Origin of the sequence: Trichocoleus sp. DQ-A2 (genome assembly GCF_039961915.1) — a bacterium.
Classification (GTDB): Bacteria; Cyanobacteriota; Cyanobacteriia; order Cyanobacteriales; family FACHB-T130; genus FACHB-T130.
On record NZ_JAMPKD010000018.1, the window covers coordinates 60,648 to 73,902 of the forward strand.

Annotated in this window: 12 protein-coding genes; 6 read left to right on the forward strand and 6 right to left on the reverse strand. The window is 49.0% G+C overall.

What is annotated here, in order from left to right; genetic code table 11:
* The first annotated feature begins 82 nt into the window (after positions 1 to 82).
* Complete coding sequence (locus tag NC997_RS18270; protein WP_190525854.1) at positions 83 to 2,632, forward strand: CHAT domain-containing protein; 2,550 nt, start codon at positions 83 to 85, stop codon at positions 2,630 to 2,632.
* A 109-nt stretch (positions 2,633 to 2,741) separates the two neighbouring features.
* Here NC997_RS18270 and NC997_RS18275 read toward each other — a convergent pair whose 3' ends face one another.
* Positions 2,742 to 3,431 carry a hypothetical protein gene (locus NC997_RS18275; RefSeq protein WP_190413092.1) on the reverse strand — a complete coding sequence of 230 codons (690 nt, stop codon included), beginning with the start codon at positions 3,429 to 3,431 and terminating at the stop codon, positions 2,742 to 2,744.
* Between the two features lie 374 nt (positions 3,432 to 3,805).
* On the opposite strand from NC997_RS18275, the gene speA reads away from it, so the two are divergent.
* On the forward strand, positions 3,806 to 5,863 hold the full coding sequence (gene speA, locus NC997_RS18280; protein WP_339380229.1) for a biosynthetic arginine decarboxylase: 2,058 nt from the start codon (positions 3,806 to 3,808) through the stop codon (positions 5,861 to 5,863).
* Positions 5,864 to 5,936: 73 nt separating this feature from the next.
* On the opposite strand, the gene NC997_RS18285 is transcribed toward speA, so the two are convergent.
* The 3 genes from NC997_RS18285 to NC997_RS18295 all read right to left on the reverse strand — a co-directional run bounded on the left by NC997_RS18285 (position 5,937) and on the right by NC997_RS18295 (position 8,564).
* On the reverse strand, positions 5,937 to 7,106 hold the full coding sequence (locus tag NC997_RS18285; RefSeq protein ID WP_190413091.1) for an NDP-sugar synthase: 1,170 nt from the start codon (positions 7,104 to 7,106) through the stop codon (positions 5,937 to 5,939).
* Positions 7,107 to 7,305: 199 nt separating this feature from the next.
* On the reverse strand, positions 7,306 to 8,124 hold the full coding sequence (locus tag NC997_RS18290; RefSeq protein ID WP_339380694.1) for a ScpA family protein: 819 nt from the start codon (positions 8,122 to 8,124) through the stop codon (positions 7,306 to 7,308).
* A 29-nt stretch (positions 8,125 to 8,153) separates the two neighbouring features.
* On the reverse strand, positions 8,154 to 8,564 hold the full coding sequence (locus tag NC997_RS18295) for a LapA family protein (protein WP_190413090.1): 411 nt from the start codon (positions 8,562 to 8,564) through the stop codon (positions 8,154 to 8,156).
* A gap of 54 nt (positions 8,565 to 8,618) precedes the next feature.
* On the opposite strand from NC997_RS18295, the gene NC997_RS18300 reads away from it, so the two are divergent.
* Positions 8,619 to 8,750 (forward strand): hypothetical protein, encoded by a 132-nt coding sequence (locus NC997_RS18300; protein WP_277878341.1) that lies wholly within the window; start codon positions 8,619 to 8,621, stop codon positions 8,748 to 8,750.
* A 197-nt stretch (positions 8,751 to 8,947) separates the two neighbouring features.
* On the opposite strand, the gene NC997_RS18305 is transcribed toward NC997_RS18300, so the two are convergent.
* Positions 8,948 to 10,033: an AI-2E family transporter gene (locus NC997_RS18305; protein WP_190525924.1), complete on the reverse strand. Its 1,086-nt coding sequence runs from the start codon at positions 10,031 to 10,033 to the stop codon at positions 8,948 to 8,950.
* 199 nt (positions 10,034 to 10,232) lie between these two features.
* Here NC997_RS18305 and pdxH point away from each other — a divergent pair, with 199 nt between their 5' ends.
* From pdxH to NC997_RS18320, 3 genes are all read left to right on the forward strand, one after another.
* Entirely contained in the window at positions 10,233 to 10,877 is a 645-nt protein-coding gene (pdxH, locus tag NC997_RS18310; protein ID WP_190413088.1) for a pyridoxamine 5'-phosphate oxidase, read from the forward strand.
* A gap of 391 nt (positions 10,878 to 11,268) precedes the next feature.
* Positions 11,269 to 11,769: a hypothetical protein gene (locus NC997_RS18315; protein ID WP_190413087.1), complete on the forward strand. Its 501-nt coding sequence runs from the start codon at positions 11,269 to 11,271 to the stop codon at positions 11,767 to 11,769.
* Positions 11,770 to 11,917: 148 nt separating this feature from the next.
* Positions 11,918 to 12,382: a translation initiation factor gene (locus tag NC997_RS18320; protein ID WP_190525856.1), complete on the forward strand. Its 465-nt coding sequence runs from the start codon at positions 11,918 to 11,920 to the stop codon at positions 12,380 to 12,382.
* Between the two features lie 126 nt (positions 12,383 to 12,508).
* On the opposite strand, the gene NC997_RS18325 is transcribed toward NC997_RS18320, so the two are convergent.
* Positions 12,509 to 13,168 (reverse strand): HAD family hydrolase, encoded by a 660-nt coding sequence (locus NC997_RS18325; protein ID WP_190438643.1) that lies wholly within the window; start codon positions 13,166 to 13,168, stop codon positions 12,509 to 12,511.
* Between the last annotated feature and the right edge of the window lie 87 nt (positions 13,169 to 13,255).

Genomic DNA, 13,255 nt, shown 5'->3' on the forward strand with positions numbered 1-13,255 from the left:
TAGGAAGAAAGGGAAACAGTTCCTCCTCCAGGTAAGAAAAGCAGCTAGAAGGTTCTAACTGAAGCAGGAGTGCATAGCAGCAGTGGCTCAGGAATTTCATATCTCTGTAAATCCCTTAGGGGAAAGTAAATATTGGGTGCGGACAGAATGGGTTGCCGCACCGGGTGCCGTCCCATTTGCCGAAGAGCAGGTAACGTGGCAAGTAGAGGATTGGTTAGCTCAGGCGAGGCACCTGATGAATGACCCTTTGCTGATGGCTTTGTCTCCCAGCGATATTTCTCGCTCGGGTTCCCCGAACCGAGAAGCCACCCAATCTTCCCTTAACTTGGTGGCGCTGGGGCAGCAGATGTACGATGCTTTGTTCCAAGGAACGCTGCGAGATAGTTGGATGATCGCGCAAGCGATCGCTCAAGATCGGCAAGAAGTATTGCGGCTGCGCTTGGGATTAAAAGATAGTCGCTTACTGAGCTTACCTTGGGAAGTATTGCACGATGGCGATCGCCCCTTGGCAACTGGAACCGATGTTGCCTTCTCCCGCTACCAGATGAGTACAAGGTTGAGAAGTCCCACCGTTTCGTTAGGTTCTGGGTCAAATCAACCGGCGGTGCGAATCTTGATGGCGATCGCTGCCCCCAACGACCAGGAAAGTTTGGCGCTCAAACAAGAAGTCAGCCACCTGCAAGCAGAACTGAGTCACCGTTCCCGGAATGGCTTACCCGAAATTCAACTCACTGTTCTGGAGCAACCCGGTACGGAGCAGCTGACGCACGAGCTGGAACAAGGTCAATATCAAGTTTTCCACTACGCAGGTCATAGCGACCAAGGAGCCTACGGCGGCAATCTCTACCTCGTAAGCCGCCAAACCGGGCTGACGGAGATGTTAAGCGGAGATGACTTAGCGGGGTTGCTCGTCAATAACGGCATCCAGCTCGCAGTGTTTAACTCCTGTCGGGGCGCTCATACCGCCGCTTCAGCTCCCAGCGACGGTGCCGCAGAGGGAAATTTGGCAGAAGCGCTGGTCAAACGCGGCATCAAGAGCGTGCTGGCAATGGCAGAACGCATTCCGGATCAAGTCGCTTTGACCTTGGCACGGCGGTTTTACGGCAATCTGAATCAAGGTTATCCGATTGACCTCAGCCTGAGCCGAGCGCGGCAAAGTTTAATTTCTACTTACGGTTCTCGCCAGCTTTACTGGGCTTTACCGATCCTCTATCTTCACCCGGAATTTGACGGTTACTTGACACCAGGTCATCATGCCATCAATGCCAAAGCAGAGCGACTTCAGTTGCCTGACGCTTCTGGGGCAGACATTGCTTGGGGAGGAATGCTGAATCCTCTCTCTAGGGAGGAAGAAGCGGTCTTCACGGCAGCGCCGACTGGATCTCGATCCGGTTTCTTAACCACCGACGAGGCTTTAGACTCCTTAGAGGATGACTTCTACGGGGATGACGATCCCGACTGGACCGATCCGGTTGATGATTTGGAGTATGACGATATTGGCTACGAAGACGACTCGGCTTTGGTTGCGGATCTGTTTCGCCAGCTAAAGCCTGAAGTAGCAGCAGAGACACCGAGGGAAACTGAGGTAGACCAGACAAGGGACAGACCTGTAGAAAGAGAAAATCAGACAACGATCGCCCCTCACCCGCCCAGCGAGTCGAAAACCCCCCCCCAACCCGTCGCCGCAGCGATCGCTGCTGAGTCAGCAACGAAAAACGCGGGATCGGGAGAATCGCTACTGGGATATGCCGCCGGGAACCCCCGGCTGCGATTTTGGCAGCGTGGTGAAGGGAAGAAGGGACAGCGACAAGGCAAGCGTGCCCCACTGATTTTGCTGGCGTTAGGCTCGACGATGGCGATCGCGCTTTTGGGTTTCTGGTTCTTGCAACGTCGTCCGCAACCTTCAGACTTGTTGTTCTCTCAGGAGAATACCTCAACCTCCCTTCCGGCGCTCCCTAGCCCCAATCTCAAAAATGTCAATCTCCAGAAAGCCAATACCCCGACTGTCACGGCGATCGCCATTGAACAATTCAGTCAAAATAACTTATCCGCCGCCGGGGTGGCTGTAGAAGAATTGCTGAACCGAGGAGCGTTACAGCAAGCCCAAGGAGCGCTTGACAACGTTAACAAACAGAAAATCGACGATCCAGCCATCAGCTTCCTGAGAGGGCGTCTGGCGTGGCAGTCTGTTCAAACTGGCAGCAAGGATTACAGTTTGGATGATGCCCGTCGATTTTGGGAGCAAGCGGTCAAAAAGCAACCCAAATCTGCTAAATACCTGAATGCCCTAGGGTTTGCCTACTACTTAGAAGGGAATCTCGATCGTGCTAACCAAATTTGGTTTGATGCTTTTTACTTGATAGAAGAAAAGCAAGCGACTGTTGCCGGATCGGTTGCCCAACAAGAAGCTTTGACTACTTATGCAGGATTAGCAATTGGGCTGACAAAATTAGCTGCATCTCAACCTGCTGATAAGCAAGCAAAACTTTTGGATGAAGCCCGGAAGCTCCGACAAAAGGCGATCTCAGAAGACCCGGTTAACTTCCAACCGGAGGCCCTAAGTAAAAACTGGCTCTGGACAGAAAAAGCAATTAAAGACTGGCGATCGCTACTTTCGACAAGTCAAAAGTAATTCCCGAAAAAACATTTACTTGCACGTTGAATTTTAGTTATTAGTAAAAAAAATTGAGTTTTGAATTAAGGATTTTTTTCTAACTCAAAACTCAAAACTTTTATACTAATTACTTTTTGAGCAACGCAGAAAGAGACTGTCGCTTTCGCAGATCCATAATTTCTGCCAGACTATCCTCGCCCCAATCCAGAGGATGATTTTCTTCTGGAGGCACCACCGTTACCTCAGTCATCCCATAATTTGTCATCATTAGGGGCACTTCTTGAGGTTTAGAGAAGCCTTCTGCCGGTTGTGGCGGCATGGGACGACGCTTTTGCTTTTGAGTCGGGCGGCGTTGTTTTTTGCGGACGCTTGCAGTCGGCTTTGACCGTTTGAGAGATTTACGCTGCGGTGAACGACTCAGGTTTAGCGCTATCAACAGCGTTCCAGTGACAAAGCCCAAGGCGATCGCACCATACAACCACCGTGGCACTTCCTGTTGCTTTCGAGCTTCCGGAACTTCCGGCACCGCTGTAAAACCTGGCAACGGGGTTCCAGATGGCTGACTGGTTGTGAAGCTTGGCAGTAGTGATGTCTCTGGTTCTGGAACCGTCGTTTCGGCAGGCATCGGTTCAACAGATTTAGATTCCTCCTGCTCGATGGGGCCTGTACTAAATAGACCTAGCGCTGCTACTGCTGCGATGGTAATCATGGACGCCCACAAACCGCCCCAAAAGGCGAGTGGGTACTTCTGAACCATCTGGTACAGGAAAACAAGGCTAAAGCGCTGTATAGGAGGCTTATCGGGCTGATTGAGCATTGAACGCCCTCAACTAGCACGGCTGATTGATATTGGGTAATTTATATCAAAGTTTTATCAAATTTTGAAAAACTCGGTATAACTCACTAGAGGCAGATTTTAGCAAAAATTGCCTGCGATCTTCCAAAAAAAGAAAATATAGTACCCCGGACAAAGAGATGATTGTAGCAGCCAAGAACCAGAGATTTTGAAGATTTCAGAGTTCTCAAAGCAGAGAATTACTTATCCCCAATCCCCAAGTACAAATTTTGGTAACAATGGGAATTAAGCAGACATCCAACCGCAGGTACTGATTCAACAGAAGACACCTGCCTATGATAAATGAATGCGATAGACTAGCTACTCGACAGGGCACAGGGAGGATAGATAAAAAAATGGGCGAGCAGTTTACGCCTGCAATTGAAGAAGAGCCATCAGAAGAAGAAATTGTGGCACAGAGTTCATCGAATCGCCGTGGCACCTCCGGTGCCCTTGCCCGGAGAAATGCAGGACGGGAAAAACATGATATGGCTTTGACTCGGCTAAGCCGTGAAAGCTTGCCCCAATCCTGGTCAATAGAAAACAGTGAGAACCTTTATCGGATTGAAGGTTGGGGTCAACCGTACTTTTCGATTAATGCAGCCGGTCACGTTACAGTTTCTCCCAAGGGAGAGCGCGGTGGGTCTTTAGATTTATTTGAACTGGTCAACGCCCTGAAGCAGCGCAATCTGGGGCTACCACTGCTAATTCGCTTTTCAGATATTTTAGAAGACCGGATTGAGCGATTAAATGCTTGTTTTGCGAAAGCGATCGCGCGTTACAACTATTCCGGTACTTACAAAGGTGTCTTTCCGGTCAAGTGCAACCAGCAGCGACACTTGGTTGAAGATTTGGTGCGGTTTGGTAAACCCCATCAGTTTGGCTTGGAAGCTGGCTCGAAGCCAGAGATGATGATTGCTTTGGCAATGTTGGATACGCCTGGGGCATTACTCATCTGCAATGGCTATAAAGACCGAGAATACATCGAAACGGCGATGTTAGCGTCTCGACTGGGGCAAACGCCGCTGATCGTTTTAGAGCAGGTTGAAGAAGTACAGCTGTGTATTGAAGCCAGCCGTCAGTTGGGCATTAAGCCAATTTTGGGCATCCGGGCGAAGCTGAGTACCCAAGGCGTGGGACGCTGGGGAGGATCTACGGGCGATCGCGCTAAATTTGGTTTGACCATTCCCGAAATCATTCACGCGGTCAACGAATTACGAGACGCTGACTTGCTGGATTCGCTGCAATTGCTGCACTTCCACATTGGCTCTCAGATTTCCGCAATTAATGTCATTAAAGATGCCATCCAAGAAGCTAGCCGGATTTACGTCGAGTTAGCCAAGCTGGGGGCTGACATGAAATATCTCGATGTCGGCGGCGGTTTGGGCGTGGATTACGACGGCTCTCAAACCAATTTCTACGCTTCCAAAAATTACAATATGCAGAACTATGCCAACGATATCGTGGCAGAGTTGAAAGAAGCTTGTGCCGAACACCAGTTACCCGTTCCCACGCTGATTAGCGAGAGTGGGAGAGCGATCGCTTCCCATCAGTCGGTGCTGATTTTTGATGTTCTCGGCACCAGCGATGTCCCATCTGGGGCACCCGAACCCCCAAAAGAGGGCGAATCTCCGATTATTAATTACCTGTGGGAGACCTACCAATCGATTAACGAGGAGAATTTCCAAGAGCTATACCACGACGCCGCTCAATTCAAAGAAGAAGCCATCAGCCGATTTAATTTGGGGATTTTGCGCCTCACCGAACGAGCCAGAGCCGAGCGTCTTTACTGGGCTTGTTGTGAAAAAATTCTAGCGATTACCAGGAAGCAGGAATACGTTCCCGACGAACTGGAAGACCTAGAAAAAATTATGGCTTCCATCTACTATATCAACCTGTCTGTCTTCCAATCAGCGCCGGATTGTTGGGCAATTGACCAGCTGTTTCCCATCATGCCGATTCATCGCCTGGATGAGGAACCAACACGGCGGGGAATTTTGGCAGACCTCACCTGCGACAGCGATGGCAAAATCGATCGGTTTATCGACCTCAGAGATGTCAAGTCGGTTTTAGAACTGCATACGCTGAAGCCTGACGAACCCTACTACCTGGGGATGTTCTTGAATGGAGCTTACCAGGAAATTATGGGCAATCTGCACAACTTGTTTGGCGATACCAACACGATTCACATTCATTTGACGCCCAAGGCTTACAGGATTGAACATGTCGTCAAAGGTGACACCATGAAGGAAGTCTTGGGTTACGTACAGTACGATTCTGAGGATCTGATTGAGCAGATTCGTCGGCTATGCGAACAAGCGCTTATGGATAAGCGCATTACCATTCAGGAATCCCAGCGATTGCTGCAAAACTACGAGCAGAGTCTCAGTCGGTACACTTATCTGTCGTCCTGATGAGTAATGAGAAATGGGTAGAGAATCCACTTGTGACCCACTACCCATTTCCCAATGATCGCTGACCGATGATTTAAATCGCTTCCATCCCCAGCAGATCGGCGATCGCTTGCCGTTCTGCTGGCGGATTAGAGGGCAGAACTTGACGAGCATCGTTAATCAGCCAATCGAGGGCTGCTGCTTGGACATCAATCGTGGCACCTGTCTTATCCACGCAGTAACGTCCGAACACCAGCTTATCGACTAAGCGCACTCCTGGGCCTAGGCGGGAGTATTCAAAAATCACGCTATTTTCCACCTTGGCACCGCTGCACACCCAGCAATTGGGTCCGATGTAGGTGGGACCGACAATCTTGGCTCCATCTTCAATGCGTGTCATGGCACCAATGTAGACTGGGCCTGTGATGTCAACCTTGTCCCAGTTCACCGCTACATTTAATCCGGTATAAATACCGGGAGCCACTTTCTGTCCGGGAATTGCCACATTTTTGACTTCTCCCAGTAACACGCTGCGAATTGCCTGCCAGTAGTCTGGCACTTTGCCAATATCCACCCACTGGAAGTCCATCGGGATTCCGTAGAAAGGCGCACCCATTTCTACCAGTTTGGGGAATAACTGACCCCCGATATCGTACTCCTCGCCAGAAGGGATGTAATTTAAGATTTCTGGCTCGAAAATATAAATCCCGGTATTGATATTGGTACTGAGCGCTTCCTCCACTGATGGTTTTTCTTGGAAGGCTTTAATTCGTCCCTCTTCATCGGTGACGACGACTCCATAACTGGAAACCTCATTCTGTGGCACTGATTTCATCACAATCGTCGCGATCGAGCCTTTTTCTTTGTGCCACTTCACCGCTGCGGTCAGATCCAAATCGATCAACGCATCTCCGCACAGCACCACAAAGGTGTCATCAAAAAACGGAGAAAAATCTTGGATGCGACGCATCCCGCCAGCAGAACCGACCGCTTCGCCGATCAAGTCGCCATTTTCTTCAATCCGTCCTTCAAAGGAATAGCCAATTTGCACCCCAAAACGCTGACCATCCCGGAAATAGCTTTCAATTTCGTTAGCCAGGTGGCTGACATTGACCATGATCTGGTCAAACCCATGCTGCCTGAGTAGTTCCACCAAGAACTCCATCACTGGTTTTTGCAGAATGGGAATTAAAGGTTTGGGAATGGTGTAGGTAATCGGACGAACGCGGGTACCTTTACCAGCCGCCAGAATCATGGCTTTCATGAATATTTTTTCCTCAACCTAGGCCACTTTGTTTTCGTGCAATTTAGCTGTATCCCATCCCTTCACTGGAGGCAAGGGATGGCTGGTCAAATATTTTAGTCGATTGACCTTGTCGATATTCTAGATGTTTCTCACCCTAGCGTTTAATCAACATACCGGCAGGAACTGAATGCGCCCCTGTTACAGTACAGAATCATCGCTACAGCGTTCGGATTTTTAGGTCTTGGTAGAACTCCTCTTGGGCTAACTCTACCTTAGACTGAGCAGACAGGAGTAACAGCGCCCAAAAAACTCCCACTCGGTCATTGTGTTTCGGCGCAGTCTCCACCTCTTCAGGCAATTGATGCGCGTTTAACGGTGCTGACCGTTGTTTTACCCCTGCCCATAACTCTAACAGCTGGTCTAATTCCAGCCAATCCTGACCGGGGGACATTTGGGGCCAATGACTGCTCAAAAACCGATCTAGGTGAGCTGCGGTTTCGGTCAGATTTTCTTGGTGAGCGAGGGCAGCGATCGCGCGGGCGGTTTGGGAACGAGACTGGGAACGGTAACTTGGGTCTTTAATCGCGTTTGGGCCAGCAGGTTTTTCTTCCAGTACCGTGGCTATTTGCTGTAGCTGTTCGATTAATTCGTGTAGGGTTACACGACGAGTTTGGGGAGGCATTGCTGTCCCTCGGCGTCGCAAATGGCGCTCCAACCGCGTTGGCAATTGTCTGGGATCGGCGGCGGTGTCGTCCAGCTCGTCCTCAGTGGGTTCGAGATTGTCTGGGAGCGATTGCGAAAACAGGGTATCCGCCTTGAGCAATACCAGCATGGACGCATACAGAAACGCCTGCCCGGATTGGGACAGCTCTACTTCAAATGTGCCAGAGAGCTTCTCCCCAGCTTTCTCCAATTCCAATAAACATCGATCGATCGCCTCAATCACTTGGACATCCCAAGGGTCGATTTCTCCCCGCTGAGCCAAATCGATTAAAAGGGCGATCGCTTCCTGGGCTGGGCCAATGGTCATCGGCATAAACTCAAGCTCAAATGAAGCTAAATTGATTAGGCAAGGGATTCCTGTTCTTTTGCTGCCGCGAGACTTGCTAGCTTCCCTCCAACTACCTCTGTGTTTTCAGTCTGGAGGGTCGCGTTTAAGGGCAGACTTTGTCTCTCTTCAATTTCTGCCTTGTAGTGTTCAATATTTTCCTCTAATTCTTGGATGCGCTCGTCTTTGGCACGCATCTGACGCAATTGTTTTCCAGATTCTAGACTTCGCAGCAACCGCGCCCAGATACTAAAAATCCACGCCAAGACAGCTCCAAGACCCATCGCCAGAATCAGTTCAATACACAAGGGCGCTTGCACTTCGACACCTTGAACAATTTGAATGGCGGCAGGTTCGGTATTTTCTAAGCTGAATAAAACTAGCGCTAGTAACACCGCGAAGATCAGCAAAAAATTAATCTGTCGCATCAATTAACTCCTAAACAATGCAGATCCCTTGCCAATTTTACAAGGAAGAAAGAGATGAATTCGCTATTTAAGGATGAGAAGGATTTGAGTCTCACCTATCCTACTCTACGTCTACGCCAAGTGCATACACTCGCCAGTTTTGAGAAAATCTTGAACCCAAAAGGGGTACCTGTTAATGTTGTCTGAGTGCAAGAGCGATCGCGCTTATTTCGTATGATAAGTAGAAGCCGATTTCTCTTCAGAGAACAGAAATAAAAGTCTTGAAATGACACAGACAAACCAATATTGGGGATCGTGCAGAATCTTTTTTGAGTGTGCCAGCGCATCCTCGCTTGGTTTGTAGTAGGTATAGCTTTTAGGGCGGTATTTATTCTGATAATCCTTCAGCTGCCATTAGGGTTTCGGGAAACCGTCTCTGTCGTCACAACTGAAGGCTGACGCAAAAGGCGGAGGGTATCGATAGTGTCCTTAATCGTACCCGCGAGGGGCACGGACACGAGAACTCCCAACAGTCCAGCTATCTGACCTCCGATCAATAAAGCGATAAAGATCCAGATTGGATTAAGTCCGGTGAAATCGCCCATTAACTTAGGAGCAAGGACGTTATCTTTGATCTGCTGCATGAAAATCGATGCGATCGCGACCCAAACGGCTAACCAAAAATCTTGCAGCATCACCAAAAGCGTCACCATCCCAATCCCCAAGGTGGCACCGATAAAGGGAATGAGTTCGGCAACCCCAATTAACAAACCAAACAAGAGCGCAAACGGCAGGTTCAGAGTCAAAAAGATTGGCGTCAGCGTTGCCATCATAAACAGTCCTAGGAGGACTTGCGTAATGAAAAAATTCTGAAAGTTTAGCCGCAGGGATTCGCTCAACGGCAGACCGATCTGAGACGGAAGGAGATTAAACAAACCCTTCCACAAGCGATCGCCATACAGCAACATATAAAACGCCAGCACCACCACAAACACGACATCGATTAATCCGGTCAACGTCCCTAGCGCCACGCCAAACGCCTGACTTGCTAGAGCCTGCGCTTGGTTTTCGATCCGAAAACTGACGCGACGGCTAAACCCTTTGAGATCCAAAGGCAAACGACGAGTTTTTGTCCAGGCGTCCAACTGATCTAAATTTTGATTGCTTGCCTCTAACCAATCTGGAATATTTTTGAACAGTTGAGTCGTTTGATCTACCAATATCGGGACAAGAGTCACGCCCAAAATGACAAGCACCGCTAAAGTTACCACCAAAACGAGAATTACCGCCTGTGTCCGCTTGAAGCGAATCCGCTCTAACACCCGCACCGGGTAATTGAGTAAAAAAGCCAGAATTGCCGAAATGGTGAGGATGGTAATTAAATGCTCAAAATAGCGAAATATCTGGGACAGAACCCAGATATTTAAAGCCACAATCGGGCCGGTCAAACCGAGAATCAGCAGGCGTTGAAGATTGGCTGAACGGCGCATCGCACTCACAACCTGTAGCAGTGGCTCCCTGGGTACTCGTAGAACGACTGGCTAGACTTTACACTCTAACCCATAGCCAGTCTAAAGTCTAAAGTCTATGAATATAGCCGCAAGCGATAAATTTTTTTGTAGGATGTATGAAAACTGGGGTCAAGCAAGACTTTAAAATACTTAAATTAGGGATTGAAAAAATATAAAGATGGATACAAGCGTAGCCGATCTGCGTAAAAATTACACCCGATTTGGACTGAGCAAAGCGGATAGCGACCCCAATCCCTTTCAACAATTTAAAACTTGGTTTGACCAAGCACGGGCAGCTGAGCTTCTCGAACCCAATGCCATGACTGTTGCGACTGTTGGGGCTGATGGCAAACCTAGCGCCAGAATGGTTCTACTCAAAGACTTCGACGAACAAGGCTTCGTATTCTACACGAACTACGAAAGTCAAAAAGCACAACAACTCCTCGTCAATCCGTGGGCGTCCTTAGTCTTCTGGTGGGCGGAACTGGAACGCCAAGTGCGGATTGAGGGGCAAGTGGAGAAGGTTTCAGATGCTGAATCAGAAGCTTATTTTCACAGCCGTCCGCTCTTAAGCCAATTGGGGGCTTGGGCTTCGCGGCAAAGCCAAGTCATTGAAAACCGCGAGGTACTTGAGCAACGCTTGCAGGAACTCAAAGAGCAATATGAAAATCGGGAAATTCCTCGACCGCCCCATTGGGGAGGCTTTCGAGTCATTCCTACAACAATTGAGTTTTGGCAGGGGCGTCCGAGTCGGCTGCACGATCGCTTGCACTATCGACGTGGTGACGATGGCAACTGGGTAATTGAGCGATTATCACCTTAAGAAAGAATAATTTTAGAAAGCCCATAAAAACAGGCAAACCCTATCTTTATAAGCAATGCTTATAAGCAATACGTAGGGTTAATTTTTGTGTATTTCTCCTTTCTTCCGAAGCTGACCGAGTTGGTAAATGGCTGTCGGGTCTATTCCTCTTGGATGAAGCCTTTTCTCAAAATTCTATCTAGAGCTGTAGGGAATTATTCTTAACTTGCCTCATGATTGGGTGGAAACAAAAACACTGACTTGTGCTGTTGTCGGTCAGCGGTAAATACTCAATTTCTAAACTTGTTGTTGGAAATTTATTGAAGAAAAAAGTGTTTTTGGAATAGTGCAAGTTTTCCTCATGAGTGCGTCATAACAAGACATCCTGTAACGGAGGGAGAACAGGAAATTGATGAATACAATAGCCCCACAGCGTCAAAGATTTTTACGCCCAATGGCGCTGCTGCTTTCAGCGTTACTAATGGTTCCGTTTTTAAATGCTTGCGGTGAGTCGCAGACTAACACTCCACCGCCACCTGTTGACGATACGCGGGGTGGAACAGTGACAAATCCTCCCCCCACCAACCAACCCCAAGCCAAGAAAGGATTATCAACGGGTCAGAAAGTGGCAATCACTTTGGCGGGAGCGGCGGCACTTTACTATCTTTACAACAAGAATAAGAACAAGCAACAGCAGGGGGCGCAGGGGAAATACTACCTTTCTAAGAACGGTCGTGTCTACTACCGGGATGCCCAAAATCGGCCTCACTGGGTAACGCCGCCACCCGGAGGAATTCAAGTTTCGGAAGAGGAGGCACGGCAGTATCGTGACTTCCAGGGCTATAACAACAGACCCACAGGGCGCGACCTGAGAGGATTGGCTGAAGCGAATGCCCCGATTCCTGCACAGTAAGCGCACAGTAAGCGCTGCTATCTCTGGGTTGCAGATATGCGATCGCCCGACCAGCCATAAAAACGCCAAGATCCACAACGGCAATGAGGAATCAATCTGTACCCTCTACATAGCCGTTTCACATAGCAATTGAAAAAGGAGACAAATCATGGTAGATGGGTTTATCAGAAAGATGCAGGATGCCTTGCTTGGTAACGACCAAGACGCGACCAACTACGACGATCGGGAAGTCCGCCCCGCGAGTGAAGATCCCTTTGGCGATCCAGGAAATTATGGGCAGTATGGCGATGTCCGCCCCGCGAGTGAAGATCCCTTTGGCGATCCTGGCTACCAAGGGCAGTATGGCGATGTCCGTCCCGCTAGCGAAGATCCCTACGGCGATCCAGGAAATTATGGGCAGTATGGCGATGTTCGTCCCGCCAGCGAAGATCCCTACGGCGATCCGGCAGACTACCAAGGGCAGTTCGGACAAGGGCAGTTTGGAGATGTCCGTCCTGCAAGCGAAGATCCCTACGGCGATCCAGCAGATTACCAAGGGCAGTTCGGAGATGTTCGTCCCGCAAGCGAAGATCCTTACGGCGATCCGGCAGACCAGGAAAGTAGCGGCTGGTAAGCTAAAGCTGTTAGCAACTAGAAGTTGCACACAATCGTAAAAAAGCAAGTAAAAAGGCAGTAACGGAATTCGTTACTGCCTTTTCACTAAATGTAGGGAGTTGAAAAAAAACAGACCTTACCGTGTTTAGATCAAGGGAGAATTGTCATAATTGGCTAATAGATCGGCGGGGTGATCGTAGATAGCGATCGCACCCTTGAGTTGATTATCGTCAAAGCCACCAGAACGCACCGCAATTACACCCACACCAGCTTTATTTGCAGATTCAATATCGTAGGGAGTATCGGCAATCATCACTACTTGATTGGGTTCCATTTGCATCTTCTTCAATGCTGCTTCCACGATGTCTGGTGCTGGTTTAGAGGCATCGGCATCGCTAGAAGTTGTCGCTTCATCCAGTAGATCGTCAACTTGTGCGGCTTTCAGCAACGGGGAGAGTTCTTGACTTGATGCAGAGGTAGCGATAATCAGCTTTAATCCAGCCTCCTGCATTTTCAAGATCAGGTCTCTTGCGCCGTCTGTAGGAGACAGTGTTGGTGCAAAGCGGTTGACCATTAGTTCTCGACGCTTCTGAGAAACGGCTTTCCCATCTCCGTCTTCGTCATTTAATTCCGGCACCATTGCTGGGATGACGTGATCGCCACCCATCCCAATCAGCGGTCGAACTTTCTCAAAGGGTACGTCATAACCATACGTTGCAAATCCCTCAACCCAAGCTTGGGCATGGGCATCATTGCTCAGAACCAGGGTACCATCGATATCTAAAATTACGCCTTGCACTGTCATGGTTGTATTACCTTTGGATTTTGGTTGTATTTGTCCCCCTTTTTAAAGCGGGATTTTCTCTGCTTTGATTCCTTCAACCCCCTGCAT

Excerpts from the sequence above, each read along its gene's own strand:
- NC997_RS18285 (WP_190413091.1), bottom strand. The coding sequence starts at position 7,106 with ATGAAAGCCATGATTCTGGCGGCTGGTAAAGGTACCCGCGTTCGTCCG.
- NC997_RS18295 (WP_190413090.1), bottom strand. The coding sequence starts at position 8,564 with ATGCGACAGATTAATTTTTTGCTGATCTTCGCGGTGTTACTAGCGCTA.
- NC997_RS18305 (WP_190525924.1), bottom strand. The coding sequence starts at position 10,033 with ATGCGCCGTTCAGCCAATCTTCAACGCCTGCTGATTCTCGGTTTGACC.
- speA (WP_339380229.1), top strand. The coding sequence starts at position 3,806 with ATGGGCGAGCAGTTTACGCCTGCAATTGAAGAAGAGCCATCAGAAGAA.
- pdxH (WP_190413088.1), top strand. The coding sequence starts at position 10,233 with ATGGATACAAGCGTAGCCGATCTGCGTAAAAATTACACCCGATTTGGA.
- NC997_RS18300 (WP_277878341.1), top strand. The coding sequence starts at position 8,619 with ATGAATTCGCTATTTAAGGATGAGAAGGATTTGAGTCTCACCTATCCT.
- NC997_RS18290 (WP_339380694.1), bottom strand. The coding sequence starts at position 8,124 with ATGCCGATGACCATTGGCCCAGCCCAGGAAGCGATCGCCCTTTTAATC.
- NC997_RS18325 (WP_190438643.1), bottom strand. The coding sequence starts at position 13,168 with ATGACAGTGCAAGGCGTAATTTTAGATATCGATGGTACCCTGGTTCTG.
- NC997_RS18320 (WP_190525856.1), top strand. The coding sequence starts at position 11,918 with ATGGTAGATGGGTTTATCAGAAAGATGCAGGATGCCTTGCTTGGTAAC.
- NC997_RS18315 (WP_190413087.1), top strand. The coding sequence starts at position 11,269 with ATGAATACAATAGCCCCACAGCGTCAAAGATTTTTACGCCCAATGGCG.
- NC997_RS18275 (WP_190413092.1), bottom strand. The coding sequence starts at position 3,431 with ATGCTCAATCAGCCCGATAAGCCTCCTATACAGCGCTTTAGCCTTGTT.